At 54.6% G+C, this 16,443-nt stretch carries 9 protein-coding genes; 7 read left to right on the plus strand and 2 right to left on the minus strand.

All coding sequences use genetic code 11. The features are described from left to right. Nucleotides 1-21: 21 nt before the first annotated feature. On the minus strand, nucleotides 22-840 hold the full coding sequence (locus DCW36_RS21925) for an N-acetylmuramoyl-L-alanine amidase (protein ID WP_114780677.1): 819 nt from the start codon (nucleotides 838-840) through the stop codon (nucleotides 22-24). Nucleotides 841-1,243: 403 nt separating this feature from the next. On the opposite strand from DCW36_RS21925, the gene DCW36_RS21930 reads away from it, so the two are divergent. The 6 genes from DCW36_RS21930 to DCW36_RS21955 all read left to right on the plus strand — a co-directional run bounded on the left by DCW36_RS21930 (nucleotide 1,244) and on the right by DCW36_RS21955 (nucleotide 12,530). Next, on the plus strand, nucleotides 1,244-2,563 hold the full coding sequence (locus DCW36_RS21930; RefSeq protein ID WP_114780678.1) for a glycoside hydrolase family 28 protein: 1,320 nt from the start codon (nucleotides 1,244-1,246) through the stop codon (nucleotides 2,561-2,563). A gap of 27 nt (nucleotides 2,564-2,590) precedes the next feature. After that, nucleotides 2,591-4,006: a glycoside hydrolase family 88/105 protein gene (locus DCW36_RS21935; RefSeq protein ID WP_114780679.1), complete on the plus strand. Its 1,416-nt coding sequence runs from the start codon at nucleotides 2,591-2,593 to the stop codon at nucleotides 4,004-4,006. Nucleotides 4,007-4,330: 324 nt separating this feature from the next. After that, the gene (locus tag DCW36_RS21940) at nucleotides 4,331-5,743 is read left to right on the plus strand and encodes a rhamnogalacturonan acetylesterase (protein ID WP_114780680.1); all 1,413 of its coding nucleotides are present in this window, start codon (nucleotides 4,331-4,333) and stop codon (nucleotides 5,741-5,743) included. Nucleotides 5,744-6,192: 449 nt separating this feature from the next. Next, a complete protein-coding gene (locus tag DCW36_RS21945; protein WP_114780681.1) occupies nucleotides 6,193-8,094 on the plus strand; it encodes a rhamnogalacturonan lyase in 1,902 nt (633 codons plus the stop codon). Between the two features lie 93 nt (nucleotides 8,095-8,187). After that, nucleotides 8,188-10,152, plus strand: a complete 1,965-nt coding sequence (locus DCW36_RS21950; protein WP_205702979.1) for a rhamnogalacturonan lyase — start codon at nucleotides 8,188-8,190, stop codon at nucleotides 10,150-10,152. Between the two features lie 470 nt (nucleotides 10,153-10,622). Then, nucleotides 10,623-12,530, plus strand: coding sequence for a rhamnogalacturonan lyase (locus tag DCW36_RS21955; RefSeq protein ID WP_114780682.1), 1,908 nt, complete (start codon nucleotides 10,623-10,625; stop codon nucleotides 12,528-12,530). A gap of 387 nt (nucleotides 12,531-12,917) precedes the next feature. Here DCW36_RS21955 and DCW36_RS21960 read toward each other — a convergent pair whose 3' ends face one another. Continuing rightward, nucleotides 12,918-13,601 carry a GDSL-type esterase/lipase family protein gene (locus DCW36_RS21960; RefSeq protein WP_164891211.1) on the minus strand — a complete coding sequence of 228 codons (684 nt, stop codon included), beginning with the start codon at nucleotides 13,599-13,601 and terminating at the stop codon, nucleotides 12,918-12,920. Between the two features lie 358 nt (nucleotides 13,602-13,959). Between DCW36_RS21960 and DCW36_RS21965 the strand changes: the two genes are divergently transcribed. Continuing rightward, a complete protein-coding gene (locus tag DCW36_RS21965) occupies nucleotides 13,960-16,407 on the plus strand; it encodes a sugar-binding domain-containing protein (protein WP_205702980.1) in 2,448 nt (815 codons plus the stop codon). Nucleotides 16,408-16,443: the final 36 nt, after the last annotated feature.

A 16,443-nucleotide genomic window follows, 5' to 3' on the forward strand; every position in this document is an offset into this window, starting at 1 on the left:
AGCCTATACGTGTTGATGGCATTATTTCACCAGGTACCTGGTAAACACCCAGCCCTCCAGGTCCATCAGTCCGTGCACCACATCCAGCACCTCTACAAAACTCCAGTTGCCTTCGCGCTGCAGCACCAGCACATGGGTACCGGCAGGGAGCGGGTTGGTGATCTGCGAAAAACTGGTACCGGGGCCGGACCGGATGTTAAGCTCGGTAGAAGTACGGTATTCATCCAGCGCCTGGTCCTCCCGTCCCAGCGCACGGGCCCGGAAACTCTTCATCGGGAAAGCCGGTCCGGGATCGGATTTGCGGATAGGCGCTATATCGTCGTGGCCCACTACATCCTGTAGGTTATAGGTTTTCACCAGCAGCGCTGCAATCTCCAGGCTCACCTCCAGTTGCAGCTCTGTGTATTCCTGCCAGGCACTCGCCCGGGTTTCGTTTTTGTGCGTGTCCAGCAGCACTTCCGTATCAGGCACCAGCCTTTTATCAACCGGGCAAATGTACTGGCTTCCTTTGCGGGAGAGCCTGCCGGCATTCACCAGTTCAATTCCAATGGCATACTTATTTAAGCCCGACAAGCCGTTCCAGTAACTAACGCCGGCGTGCCAGCAAATTACATTGAAGGGGGCGAACTGGTAAACGGCACCGTCCTGGCCGATGAGCAGATGCGCCGAAGCCCTGGCGGCAGGATTCATAAACCAGCTTAAGGTAGATTGCGTGGTCGTGACGGCAGTGTAGTGCATGACCAGGTACTGCGGCACATATTTGCCACTTTTATTGGGTGTTGGGTGATAACTTACCTGCGTGTCATCTTTCCCATACAGGAGGTGGTTCTTTATTTTCATAGTTTTTGCTTAAACAGGTGGCGGTAACCCAAAAGCAGCCAAGGGGCAGACCAGGTGCTGCACCAAAACCAGGATACGTGTTATGCAACAGCAACACGAGCCTATAAAACAATTAACCTGCACCAACAGCTCTTGTACGATAAATATAAGTTTCACCTCTCTCTTATACAATACTGATTTTTAAGTATTTAATATCCCCAACTCCTCATTCGGTTTGCTGCAACACGTTGCTTGCCGGTGTGGTCGTCAGAGTTAAAGACTTTATGAAACAAACCGGACAGTGCAGGATAGAACCTTATGCTTCTTTCGCTACCTTTAAAACACAATTGATGTTACCTCAAAACTGAATAACGGAAAACAAGTGCTACATTTATCTTTATCAAAGAAGTGGAGCAGGTAGTATATGATACAAACATTAGTTCCTTTTTATCAAAAACGCCTGGTGCTGGTGCTGATGGCATTCCTGCTGCTCTCCCAGTTGGCAGTGGCGGCCGGTAGCGGCCAGCAATCGAAGCGCTACCCCGTAACTGCCTACGGCGCCAAAGGCGACGGGCAAACCCTGAACACCAAAGCCATTCAGAAAGCAATTGACAAATGCGCGGCCAAAGGCGGCGGCGTAGTCGTTATTCCGAAGGGTACCTTTGTAAGCGGTTCTGTTTTCCTGAAAAAAAACGTAAGCCTGGAAATTAAAAAAGATGGCATCCTGAAAGGTTCTGTAAACCAGGAAGATTACCCGCAGGTGCAAACCCGCTGGGAAGGAACAGAACGCATGTTTACGGCTGCCCTTTTAAATGCAGAGAACCTGGACGGCATCAGCCTGACAGGCCCCGGCACCATCGACGGCTCCGGCGAAGTCTGGACAGCACGTGCCCGCCAGCACCGCGAACAACAGCAACAGCAAAATACAACGCCCACGCCCGGTCAGCGCCTGGGGCGGCCCCGGCTTATCAGCATCCAGAAATGCAGCAACATCCGCATACAAAACCTGAAGCTGCTGAACCAGGCGGTGTGGGGGCTGCATATCCTGTACAGCGAGAATGTAGACGTGGAGAACCTGCTCATCCGGGCAGAACACAACATCCCCAGCTCCAACGGCATCGATATAGACTCAAGCAAAAAAGTGCGCGTTTCCGGCTGCGACATCGACGTGAACGACGACTGCATCTCCATTAAATCAGGCAAGGACGAGGACGGGCTGCGGGTGAACAGGCCCAGCGAAGACATTATCATCGAAAGCTGCCGCTTCGGCTACGGCCATGGCGGCGTGGCGATGGGCAGCGAAACATCCGGCGGCATCCGGAATGTAGAGGTGCGTAACTGCGTAGCCGAAGCCGATAACTGGGCGCCCATCCGGTTTAAATCGCAGCCCAGCCGGGGCGGGGTGGTAGAGAACATCACCTTCCGCAACATCAAAGTAAACGACACCCGCAAAGCCGTGGAGTTTAACATGGCCTGGCACATGGTGCCGCCCATCAAGCCACCAGCCAAAGTACTGCCTGTTGTGCGCAATGTGCAGCTGATTGGCATTACCGGCACCGCCTCCCGCGTAGGCGACATCCGCGGCCTCCCCGACAGCCCCATCCAGGGCGTCACTTTCCGCGACTGCCATATTGTGGCGGAGAAGGGGCTGCTGGTGGAGCATGTAACCAACCTCGATACGTCCGGGCTAAAGCTGGAGGTAAAACAAGGACCGGAAATCATACACCCTAACACAGCAAAATAACGGAAACAATAAAATTCAAATAGAAAAATGAGACTATCAGGAAATAACATTACGCCTGCAGGCTACCCGCACCTGAAGCATAACCTGAAAACGGCGGTTCTGGCGCTGGCGCTATCTGCTGCAGCAGCCACCACAGCCGCTGCACAAACCAATCCGCCCAAAGCCACCGATTCCACCACGCCACTGCACCTGCTGCAGCCCGACTACCCGACCCCCTATGGTAAAACCACGGTAGAGGACATTACCAAAGTGCTGAACCGGGTACACAGTTACCTCGATGCTACCACCCCGATGAAGCTGGTCGACAAAGACACCGGAGCGGAGGTGAAGAATTATAAGAAGCCGGGCAATAACGCCATCTTCCAGAAAGGGGATTACCGCCTCATCAGCTACGAGTGGGGCGTAACCTATGCCGGCATGCTCCTCGCTGCCGAAGCCACCGGCGACAAGCGTTATTCCGATTACACTGCCAACCGCCTGAAGTTTATCAACGACCTGGTGCCGTATTACAAAGAGCAGCACAAAAAAGACCCGAAAGCCAGTAACCCTGTGCACTCGGTGCTGGAGCCACGCGCCCTCGACGATGCAGGCGCCATGGCTGCTGCCATGATAAAGGCCACACGAGCCAACATCACGCCCGACATGCGGCCTATCATCCAGAACTACGTGGACTATATCAGCCAGAAAGAGTTCCGTTTAGCGGATGGCACCCTGGCCCGTAACCGTCCGCTGCCCAACACCATCTGGCTCGACGACCTGTTCATGAGCGTGCCAGCCCTGGCGCAAATGGGCAAAATGACCGGCGAGCGGAAGTACTACGACGATGCCGTGAAGCAGGTGGTGCAGTTCTCGGAGCGTATGTTCAACAAGGAAAAAGGCCTCTTTATGCACGGTTGGGTACAGGACATGAACCCGCATCCGCAGTTCCACTGGGCCCGCGCCAACGGCTGGGCCGTGATGACGATGGTAGAACTGCTCGACGTACTGCCGCAGGACCACCCCGGCTATAATAAAGTACTCGACCAGCTGCGCGCCCACATCCAGGGACTGGCAAAATACCAGTCAGGCCCCGGTTTCTGGCACCAGCTCATCGACCGCAACGATACGTACCTCGAAACATCCGCAACCGCCATCTACACCTACGCCATAGCCCGCGCCATCAACCGCGGCTGGATAGACAAGCAGGCCTACGGCCCGATGGTGCTCCTAGCCTGGAACGCTGTTTCTACCAAAGTAAACGATAAAGGCCAGGTAGAAGGAACCTGCGTTGGCACCGGTATGGGCTTCGACCCGGCGTTTTACTACTACCGTCCTGTGAACGTGTATGCCGCCCACAGCTATGGTCCGGTGTTATTGGCAGGCGCCGAAATGATTAATCTTCTGAAAGCCAACAAACACGAAATAAACGACAGCTCTGTGCAGTTTCCGGCAGCCCGGAAATAAGTATTTGTCTGAATCAGGATTTACAGGATTTTAGGATTAGCAGGATTTGTTGATTGATAACAATCCATAAATCCTAAAATCCCACGAATCCCAATTCAGACAAATTACAGCATTCATTGCCTAACCAGTGAACCAATGCAGGCTGCTGGTGCGAGCTTGTAGCTCGTACCTTCTTCTACAGGATAATTCTGTTTTGCAAGTACGAGCTACAAGCTCGCACCAGCGAATAATATAATAATTCAAATCCTGTAAATTCTAAAATTCTGCAAATCCTGATTCAGACAATTTCAGACTAAAGACCTCCTATTTCTACAGCAAAAACAAATGTTCAAAAACAGTTCTTACGTATCTCTTACCCTCCTCTGCCTCTCAGCCCTCACCTTCGGGACGGGCTGCAAAAGTAGCAATACAACACCCGTTGCTGCACAAGAAAACTCCTCTGCTCCTGCCACCACAGCCTCTGCACAGGCAGCAGAAGGCACTTCCTACAAATTCGATTTCGGTACCGGAAAAGTGGCAGCGGGTTACCAGCAGGTGCTGCCCACCACCACCTACACCCCCGAACGCGGCTACGGCATCGTGAGCAAATCGGAAGTGCAGGCGGTGAGCCGCAACGGGAAAGATGCCCTGCGCAGCGACTTCGTCACGAGCCAGGAGCCTTTTTATTTTGTAGCGGATGTGCCGGAAGGAAACTACAAAGTAACGGTAACGCTGGGCGATGCGCAGGGCACTTCCGTTACGACCGTGAAGGCAGAATCGCGCAGGCTGATGCTGGAGGAAGTAAAAACAGCGAATGGCAAAGTGGAGTCGCACACGTTTCTGGTAAACGTGCGCACGCCCCGCATCAATGAGCAGGAAAGGATCCGCCTGAAGCCACGCGAACATAACTACCTCAACTGGGATAATAAACTCACCCTGGAATTCAACAACGCAAAGCCCGCTGTGGCAGCTGTCGAAATAACCAAAGCAGAGGATGTGATTACGATGTTCCTGGCCGGCAATTCTACCGTGGTAGACCAGGAGAACGAGCCCTGGGCGGCCTGGGGACAGATGATTCCGAGGTTCTTTGAAGAAGGCGTAGTCGTAGCCAACTTTGCAGAATCCGGCGAAACACTCAGGGCTTTCGCCGGCGAAAAACGGCTCGACAAAGTTCTCAGCCTCATGAAGCCCGGCGACTACCTCTTCATCGAGTTCGCCCACAACGACCAGAAACCCGGCGGCAACCACCTGGACCCCTTCACCACCTACAAGGAAACGCTGAAACAATACATCAGCAAAGCCCGCGAAAAGGGCGGCAACCCGGTGCTGGTCACCTCCATGCACCGCCGCCGCTTCGACGACAACGGTAAAATCATCAACACCCTGTCCGACTACCCCGAAGCAGTGCGCCAGACGGGAAAGGAAGAAAACGTACCCGTAATCGACCTGAACGCCATGAGCAAGGAGTTCTACGAAGCCATGGGCCCGGAAGAATCGAAAAAAGCCTTTGTACATTACCCGGCAGGCACCTTCCCCGGACAGGCCACGGAGCTGAAAGACGACACCCACTTCAGTACTTACGGCGCTTACCAGCTGGCAAAAGCAGTTGTAGAAGGCATCAAAAAGAACAACCTGAAACTAGTCCAGTACCTCCGCGACGACGTGAAGCCCTACAACCCAGCCCAACCCGACCCGGTGGCAAACTGGAAATTACCGCTAAGCCCGGATGCAACGGTGGTGAAGCCGGATGGGAATTAGTAATAAAGGAGGTGTTGTTTCTGTAGGGGCAGGTCGCGACCTGCCCAATCGTCTGCGAACAAGCCGTGCAGGCACTACGGTAAAGGGAGGCAAACCATTTACCAGCAGAGATAACAGGTGCACGATTCGGACAGGTCACGGCCCAATGTCGCTAATGTAAAAATCCTGCCGCAAGTTTAGCGACAGCGTAACTTGTGGTATTTCATGAGGCCAGTTTGTAACTGGCGAAAGTATTTTGCAGGTAAGCCAGTTACAAACTGGCACCATATCCAACCACCAGTTACCGCTGCGCTCAAACTGGCGGTATGAAAAGATTTTAAGTTGACAGCATTGCCCTCCTGTCCCTACAACAAACAAGCAGCAGTGGCAATGGTGGCAGGTGCAGCAAAACGTTGCAGCGCTAATTGAAATGATAAAAAGATTTTTGATACGCTTTACGCTATAATAACATGAGAAGAAGACTTTTAAACCTTTGCCTTTCCCTGGCGCTGCTGCTAAGCGGCATCGTTCAGGCGCAGGCACAGAAGCAGATGGAAAACCTGGGACGTGGCGTAGTGGCTGTGCCGGAAGGAAACGGGAAAGTGTTCGTGGGCTGGCGCATGCTCGGCACCGACCCCGACGACATTGCCTTCAATCTCTACCGCAGCACAGCAGGTGGCAAAGCAACTAAATTAAATAAGAAGCCCCTTACCCAGAGCACCAGCTACCAAGACCAGGGCGTGGACCTGGCGAAGCAAAACGCGTACTTCGTGAAACCGGTAGTAAAGGGCAAAGAACAGGCAGCCAGCGCTTCATTCACCTTGAAAGCCAATGCCCCGGTGCAGCCATTCCTTTCCATCCCGCTGCAAACCCTGGAAGGCCACACCCCCAACGATGCCGCCGTGGCTGACCTGGACGGCGACGGCGAATACGAAATCGTACTGAAACAGGAGATGCGCCCCCGCGACAACTCCCACCGCGGCCTCACCGGCACAACTAAACTCGAAGCCTATAAACTCGACGGCACTATGCTTTGGCGCGTAGACCTGGGCCCGAACATCCGCGAAGGCGCCCACTACACTCCCTTCGTGGTGTATGATTTCGATGGCGACGGCAAAGCCGAAGTAGCCATCCGCACCGCAGAAGGCACAGTAGACGGCACCGGCACTGCTATCGGCGACACCGACGGCGACGGCCGCACCGACTACCGCAACATGCAAACCGGCTACATTTTGGAAGGCCCGGAATTCCTGTCTGTGTTCGACGGCATGACCGGAAAAGAGGTAGCCCGCACCAACTACATTCCCCGCGGCAACATCTGCGACTATGGTGACTGCTACGGCAACCGTGGCGACCGCTTCCTGATGGCGGTGGCTTACCTCGATGGCGAGCATCCGAGCATCATCATGTGCCGCGGCTACTATGCCCTCACCAAACTCGAAGCGGTGAATTTCCGCAATGGGAAGCTGTCGGAGGTGTGGAAATTCTCCAGCGCTGACTTTCCGGGTTTCGGCGGACAAGGCAACCACAACCTGAGCGTAGCTGACGTAGACGGCGACGGCAAAGACGAAATCATTTACGGCCAGATGACCCTCGACAACGACGGCAAAGGCCTCTACACCACCCGCATCGGCCACGGCGACGCCCTGCACGTATCGGACCTGGACCCGGAGCGACCCGGCCTGGAGGTGTTTGGGATACAGGAGCGCTTCGGCGATGCCGGTGCTAACTTCCGCGACGCCCGCACCGGCGAAATCATCTGGAAAAAAGCATCTGTTAAAGCAGGCGACGACGGCGAAGGTCCGGGTCGCGGCCTGGCACTCGACATTGACCCGCGTTATCCCGGTTACGAATGCTGGGTGGCCGGAGCCGGCATCAGGGGCATGTTCGACAGCAAAGGCAACGTGATCGCCGACCGCACCCCTGCCTGCAACATGGGCATCTTCTGGGACGGCGATGTGCTCAGCGAAATCCTGAACGGCACTAACGTAGAGAAGTGGGACTACCAGAACAGCAAAACCGACCGCCTGCTCAACGCATCTGAGTTTAACTGCGTCCGCAACAACGGCACCAAATCCAACCCCGCCATCTCCGCCGACATCCTGGGCGACTGGCGCGAAGAGGTTATTTACCGCACCACCGACAACAAGGAACTGCGCATCTTCACGACCACCATCCCCACCGAACACCGCTTCTACACCTTCATGCACGACCCGGTGTACCGCATGGGCATCGTGTGGCAGAACGTAGGCTATAACCAGCCGCCCCACACCAGCTTCTACCTGGGCCATGGCATGAAAAAGCCCCCACGCCCCAACATCGTGCTGGTGCCGAACAAATTGAAGGCGGATATTGGGATTAGTAAGCGGTAGGGAAATATAAAACTAAAAATGGCACGGGCGTCCTCGCCCGTGTCTACTATTCCGCGGCCTCTGGCCGCCGTGAACCAAATTATAAAGAATACAATGTTGACAAAAAAGGCACTGCTTACCTTCAGCCTTGCAGCCTGCTTAGGCCTCGGCACCCTAAACACCACCCAGGCACAACGCATCATGGAAAACCTCGGCAGAGGCGTCGTAGCAGTACATGCAGGCAAAGACAGCGTGTACGTCGGCTGGCGCATGCTTGGCACCGATGCCGACGACATCGCCTTTAACCTCTACCGCATTACCGATAAGCAGAAGCCTGTTAAGCTTAACAGCAAACCAATTACCGCCACCACCGATTTTGTCGATACTTCCGCCGACCTCTCCCGCCGGAACAGCTACTACGTGCGCCCGGTGCTGAAGGGAAAAGAGCAGGAAGCAAGTACCGCCTATGCCCTACCCGCTACGGCACCGGCTCAGCCTTACCTGTCCATCCCGCTGCAGGTGCCGGCTCCCAGCGAAATTGACGGCAGAACCTTTACCTACAGCGCCAACGACGCCAGCGCCGCCGACCTCGACGGGGACGGCGAATACGAAATCATCCTGAAATGGGACCCTTCCAACTCCCGGAATCCACCGCAGACCGGGCTGACGGGAAACCAGCTTATTGATGCTTATAAACTCGACGGCACCCGCCTCTGGCGCATCGACCTGGGTAAAAACGTGCGTTCCGGTGCTGCCTACACGCAGTTCCTGGTGTACGACCTCGATGGCGACGGCAAAGCAGAACTGGTGTGCAAAACTGCAGACGGTACCGTGGATGGTGCAGGAAAAATTATTGGCGATGCTACGAAAGACTGGCGCCTGCTCTCCCCTGCCAACAGCTCCATGTACGGCAAAGTAGCCGAAGGCCCGGAGTACCTCACCGTTTTCGACGGCCTGACCGGGGCAGCGCTGGCCTCGCAGGAATACGTGCCCACCCGCTACCCGCTCGATGGCTGGGGTGGCATCGGGGGCAACGGCGGCAACGATAACACCGCCAGCCGCTCCGACCGCTTCACGGCCTGCGTGGCGTACCTCGACGGCAAACTGCCTAGCGTCGTGATGGTCCGGGGCTGGTACGGACGCACTGTAGCTGCCGCCTGGGACTGGCGGGGTAACAAACTAACATCACGTTGGGTGTTCGATTCAGCGAAACCGGAATGGGAAAGTTACTCCGGCATGGCCAACCACTCTGTTACGGTAGCTGATTTTGACTCAGACGGAAAAGACGAAATATGCGTAGGCGCCATGACCATCGACGATAACGGCAAAGGCCTCTACACCACCGGCCTCCGCCACGGCGATGCGCTGCATGCCGGCGACCTGCTCCCCTCCCGCCCCGGCCTGGAAGTGTTTGGCGTGCACGAAAGCGAAGGCCGAACACTGGCGCTTCAAACGCCCGGTTCCGCCATGTTCGACGGGCGCACCGGCGACATCATCTGGTCCAACAACCCGGGCGTGGACGTAGGCCGTGGTATGGCCGCCGACATCGACCCGAACTTTCCCGGAGCCGAATGCTGGGGAGCACCCGGCGGTACTCGTCGTGCCGACACCGGTGAACCCATCTACAAAGAAGTGCCCAACTCCGTCAACTTCGCCGCCTGGTGGGATGCCGACCTGCTGCGCGAGCTGGTGGACAAAACGCAGGTGACCAAATGGGACTGGCAAAACAAAACCACCAAAAACCTGCTGGCCGCCACCGGCGTTTCCTCCAACAACGGCACCAAAGCCACCCCCTGCCTCACCGCCGACATCCTGGGCGACTGGCGCGAGGAAATCATCTGGCGCTCCACCGACAACAAGGAACTGCGCATCTACACCACCACTATTCCGGCTACTAACAGGATGTATACGCTCATGCACGACCCACAGTACCGCCTGGCCATCGCCTGGCAAAACGTATCGTACAACCAGCCACCGCACCCCAGCTTCTTCATTGGCGAAAGCATGAAAAAACCGCCACGTCCTGTTATCGTTTTGCCACAGGTTAGAAAGGAGCAACAGAAGCTGGGTAAGCGTTGAGAGAGGCTTGAAGTAATAATAGCAATAAACAGCTACTTGAAAAGATGTTGGCTTGCCAGCTGAATGTGGATTGTTTTTCTCTATCTACGAAGCACCGCCGCCAGCCAGGTGCGTAAAATGACACTCCACTGTTCGAGCGTTCAGCGAGTTTGGAGGGTCTTGATTTTTTTGGTTCTTTTTTATCAAGAAAAAAAGAACAGAAGGTAGCAATGAAACAGTGAAACTACTTGACATTGAACCGTTGATGACGAAACGTACCCGTAGCAGTAGTATCCATTCTGCAGTTCGCCCACGAGATGCTTTCAGCATGACAAAAATAGAATCTATAGAATGGAGAAAATAGTAACCCAAACATAGAGAATTCAAAGCAGATTTTTTGACCGCTCATTAAACCTTTCTTCCCCAAAACCATCTAACCACCAACACCACAGCACCAACAACCATTCGTTAGTACTATTTATATCAATCGCATGACCAGACTTTTTACCATTATAAATACCCTCTGTTTTACCCTTTTATTTTCCGAAAATATTAGCGCCCAGCGCCAGATGGAATTCCTGAACCGGGGCGTAGTAGCCGTCCAAACCGGCAGCGATTCGGTTTATGTAGGATGGCGCCTGTTAGGCACCGAACCGGAAGACATTGCCTTTAATCTCTACCGCAAATCCGGCAGCGGCAAACCGGTAAAGCTGAACACAAAACCCATTAGCAACAGCACCAACTTCACCGACACTAAAGCAAACCTGAAGGAGAAGCCAGCCTATTTCGTAAAAGCAGTCCTGAAAGGCAAGGAGCAGGAAGCATCGGAACAGGTAGTGGTGTGGGAGAAGAACTACCTGTCTATCCCACTGAAGACGCCACAGGGTTACGCACCAAACGATGCCTCAGTAGGCGACCTGGACGGCGACGGCGAATATGAGGTAATCGTGCACATGGCTGGCCGCGGCCGCGATACCCCTTCCAACGGCTTCACCGACGATCCTATTTTTCATGCCTATAAAATGGACGGCACCCTGCTCTGGGAAATTAACCTCGGCAAAAACATACGCGAAGGTGCCCACTATACCCAGTTTATCGTGGTAGACATGGACGGCGACGGCAAAGCGGAATTTGCCTGCAAAACCGCCGACGGCACCAAAGACGGCAAAGGCAAATTTATTGGGGACGCCACCAAAGACTGGCGCAATGCCAATGGTAAAATCCTGGACGGTCCGGAGTTCTTCACGGTGTTCAGCGGCGAAACGGGCGAAGCGCTGGCAACTGCCGATTACATTGCCCCTCGCGGCGACCTCGGCGGCTGGGGTGGCGTGGGCGGCAACGGCGGCAACGACAATTCCGGCAACCGTTCCGACCGCTTCCTGGCTGGCTCCGCCTATCTTGATGGCAAGCTGCCCAGCGTGCTCATGTGTCGCGGCTACTACGGCCGCTCCGTTATCGCCGCCTGGGATTACCGCGACGGCAAACTAACCTCCCGCTGGGTATTCGATTCTGAAAACGGAAAAAATCCTTTCTCCGGCCAGGGCAACCACGGCCTTAGCATCAACGACATCGACAACGACGGCAAAGACGAAATTGTCTATGGCGCCATGGCCGTTGACGATAACGGCAAAGGCATCTACTCCACCGGCCTCCGCCACGGCGACGCCCTCCATGTCAGCCATTTCGACCCGTCTAACCCTGACCAGTTGGTGTGGGGCGTGCACGAGATTGAAAACGAAGCAGGCCATGTGCAGGAAGGACACGGCGTGGCGCTCTTTAACGCCCGTACCGGTAAAATTTTATGGGGAACTGAAAAGGGCAGAGACGTAGGGCGCGGCATGGCCGCTGACATCGACCCGCGCAACCCCGGGGCAGAGTTCTGGTGGAACGGCGCCGCCGGCCTGCACAACCTGAAAGGCGAACGCATCAGCCAGGCGCCCCGGTCTACCAACTTCGGTATCTGGTGGGATGGCGACCTGCTGCGTGAACTGCTCAACAGCAACTACATCGAAAAATGGGATTACCAGAACGAGAAAGCAAACCGCATTTTCACAGCAGAAGAATGCATGTCGAATAACGGTACCAAGTCAACTCCAGCTTTGAGTGCTGACCTGTTTGGTGATTGGCGCGAAGAGGTAATGCTCCGCACAAGAGACAACAAAGAACTCCGCATCTACACCACCACCATCCCCACGGAGCACCGCCTGGTTACCCTGATGCACGACCCGCAATACCGCATGAGCATTGCCTGGCAGAACGTGGGCTACAACCAGCCGCCGCACACCAGCTATTTCCTGGGCCACGGCATGCAAAAGCCGCCCCGCCCGCACATCGTGGTACTCACACCGCAGGAGCAGCAAAAGAAAAAGCAGGCTGGCAAGGGGCAGGCGAAGAAGTAAAATTCGAAGCGAGAGCCCGGCGGGTTGCGCAGCTTGCCGGCACGCCCTGTTAAGGCTACTGCACCTGCCACCACAGCCTCTGCTTCAGGTTCTTATAAGGAAAAAGAAAAGGTGCTGAAGCAAAAGAAATTTTGCTAGTGCGAGCTTGTAGCTCGTACTTACTTGCCATGATGTAAAGCATGATGCATTGTTTCGTCATGCTGATGTAGGTAGAACTGCAGCAATTTAGTCTGGAAATAAAAGTACGAGCTACAAGCTCGCACTAGCGCACCCGTTTCAGATATTTACCTATAAGAATAGCCTCAAAGGGAGACTTTTCCTGCTATTGTAATTTTTGCACCACAGCAGTAAGTTGAATCTGCATGCAGTTTCACTGCAGGCAAATTTTTATTTCACCATCAGCTCCACCACAGGCTCGATTAATTTCCGGGAGGCTACCGCATCTAAATGCAGCCCATCTGCTGTCATGGTATTGATGTCGAGGCCGGGAGTTTTATAGCCGTTTACAAACAGGCAGCCATTGCGTTTGGCTACTTTCTCGAAAGTTTTGCTCATCTGTTGCACGCGTGCGTCACCACCGGCATACTTTTCTGTAGCCTTTGCTTTTTCGCCGTAAGGAGGAGGCGAAATGATGATGATTTTTGCCTTGCTGATGGTGGGGTAGCGACTGCCTTTTATTTTTTTGATAAGCGTCTCCAGGTTCTGGGGCACTTCCTTTTGCCTGTCAGCAAATACAGCTTTGGCATCGTTGGTACCGAGTTCCAGCACAATGAAATCATACGGACGGTCTTTTGTAAATTCAGCAGCTTTCTTCAGATTTTCGTCCAGTACCAGCAGCGAATTCAGGGTGCTGTCGCCGTTGTTCACAAAACCGATTGTTCTCCCCGACTTACTGATGTTGAAGATTTGCGCCTCCGGCAGCGCCACCTGCAGTTGCTTCGGCCAGCTGTGGGGATAGGTGCCGTTGCTATCGCCAAGAGTAAGGATGTTCAGTTTTCTTTTGGAAGAGGCTGTGTCTTGTGCCGTGAGCACAAACGGAAGCAGGAATAAAAAGGCTAACAGGTACTTCATTTTACGCATCATCATGTCTTTTAAAGGGTACTAGAGATTTTTATGTCATGCAACTTTCCTGCCGAAAGCCTTCGGCGCTTTCGTTGCTGCAACCCAAAGGCAACCGCAGCAGGAGAAAGTACTGGAGTAGGCCACTGCCAGGAGCAGCGGGTTTGGTGACAGCAGCAGAAAGGTAATCAAACTATACAAAAGTAGCACGAAAGTGTGGAAACAAACCGGAAGCAAGCCCTAAACGCTTCCATAAAACGAACAAACGATAGGTTGTATAACTCAGAAAGTATCGGTACTTTTAAGACTAGCTTTTTCTCCGGGATTTCACCTAAAAGAAACAGATTTCCATCAACCAAACAGGCTACGTATGTACCACCTAACCCCGACTCCTTTACCAGCGGCAGAAAACTCTGCAGTACCTGCCACCACAGTCTTTGCAGCTCATCACAAGCCTTGGGCGCTGGTTGTTATGCTGTTGCTCCTGCTGGCATTGCTCCTCGGGCTAACCGCAACAGCACAGGCTCAAAAACAGGCTTCCGCCCGCACCACCACTTCCTTCGACAAGGACTGGCAGTTCCACCAGGGCGAAGCAAAGGGTGCCGAGGCCGCCTCTTTCGACGACAAAGCCTGGCGACGCGTAGATGTACCGCACGACTGGAGCATTGAAGGCACCGTGAGCAAAGACAACCCGACCGGGCGTGGCGGTGGCTATTTTCCTAACGGGGTGGGCTGGTACCGCAAAACGTTTACATTGCCTGACAACTACAACGGCCGCAAAGTGTTTGTAGAGTTCGACGGCATAATGGCCAACAGCGATGTGTGGGTGAACGGGAAGCACCTGGGCAAGCGGCCGTATGGCTATGTGAGCTTTCAGTACGACCTCACGCCGCACCTTAACATTGGCAAGGGTAAAACGAATGTCATCGCCGTACGTGCCGACAACTCCCAGCAACCTGCCTCCCGCTGGTACACCGGTGCCGGCATTTACCGCCACGTGCGCCTGGTGGCGACAGACCCGGTTCATGCCGACCATTGGGGCGTATTTGTCACCACGCCGGAGGTTAGCAAAGAGCAGGCAACCGTACGGGTACAGGCAAAAATTAAGAACGACTCAGGCAAGCAGCAGGAGGTTACGGTGCAAACCACGCTTGTGGATGCAGGAGGTAAAGCCGTGAAGACCGCGGAAGAAACGAAAACGGTTCCAGCCGGCCAGGCGCTGGATTTCCAGAAAGAAGTCGTAGTGGCCAAACCGCAGCTCTGGAACCTGGAGAGCCCGCACCTCTACAAAGCCGTTACACAGGTGCGCGCAGGCAAAACGGTGCTCGACGAAGTAACTACCCCCTTCGGCATCCGCAGTTTCCGATTTGAGCCGGCTACCGGTTTTTACCTGAACGACAAAAACATGAAAATCAAAGGCGCTTGCCTGCACCACGAAGCTGGCGCCCTCGGAGCAGCTGTGCCGTTGCGGGTGTGGGAGAAGCGCCTGGAGCAACTGCGCGAAGCAGGCGTAAATGCCATCCGCACAGCCCACAATCCCTTTGCCCCGGAATTCTACGACCTCTGCGACCGCATGGGCTTCCTGGTGATGAACGAGACCTTCGACACCTGGACCGCCACCAAAAACCACGGCACCTACGGGTACCAGCATTACTTTAAAGACTGGTGGGAAGCCGACACCCGCGATGTGGTGCTCCGCGACCGCAACCATCCCAGTATCATCATCTACAGCGTGGGCAACGAAATCCGCGACAACCTCGACAGCGAAACCGGCTTCAAAACTTTCACCAACCAGCGCGACCTGATTCACCGCCTCGACCCGACGCGTCCCGTCACCATGGCGCTGTTCCGCCCGAACCAGGCCAACGTGTACACCAATGGTTTTGTGGAGCTGATGGATGTGGTGGGGCAGAACTACCGCGAAAACGAACTGGTGCAGGCGCACAAAGACAAGCCGGAGCGCAAGGTCATCGGCACCGAAAACGGGCACACACTCCAGGCCTGGCTGGTGCTGCGCGACAACCCGTTCATGTCCGGGCAGTTTATCTGGACCGGTTTCGACTACCTGGGTGAAGCCGACTGGCCCGCCATTTCCGGCGAGCATGGCATCTACGACCGCGTAGGCGGCACCAAACCTCAAACCTTCGAGCGGCAAAGCTGGTGGTCCGACAAGCCAATGGTGCACATCGCACGCAAAGCCCAGAATGGCGGCGTCGGCAAACTCGTCTCCGACTGGACACCCACCGACTTCGATACCTACGACGAAGCGCACGTCACCATCTTCAGCAACTGCGACGAAGTGGAGCTTTTCCTGAACGGCAAATCGTTAGGCACCAGACCCAAACCCGCAAACGACTCCCCCCGCAACTGGACCCTCACTTTCGAAAAAGGCACCATCAAAGCTGTAGGCCGGAACAAGGGCAAAGAAGTAGCGGTGCACGAGCTGAAAACTGCAGGCGAACCGGCCCGAATCGTAGTAACAGCAGACAAGAAAAAGCTGGCCCACGATTTCGAGGATGTATCCTATGTAACCGCCACCGTGGTAGACGCCAATGGAATCCCCTGCCCCAACGCCACGCCTAAAATCTCCTTCAGCCTGACCGGCCCCGGCACCATCGCCGCTGTCGACAATGGCAATCTTACCAGCCACGAACCTTTCCAGGCAAAGGAAAGAAGTGCTTACCGTGGCGAAGCTGTCGCTATTTTAAAAGCCTCTGCTTCTACCGGTAAAATTGTGCTGAAAGCGACTGCTCCTGGATTGCAGGAAGGCACAGTGGCTATTGAGGCTGGTGCCGGTGAAGGGTTGAGCAGGCGGTAAGGACAAAATGTCTGAATCAGGATTTACAGAATTAAC

Origin of the sequence: Botryobacter ruber (assembly GCF_003347595.2) — a bacterium.
In the GTDB taxonomy this organism is placed as follows: domain Bacteria; phylum Bacteroidota; class Bacteroidia; order Cytophagales; family Hymenobacteraceae; genus Pontibacter; species Pontibacter ruber_A.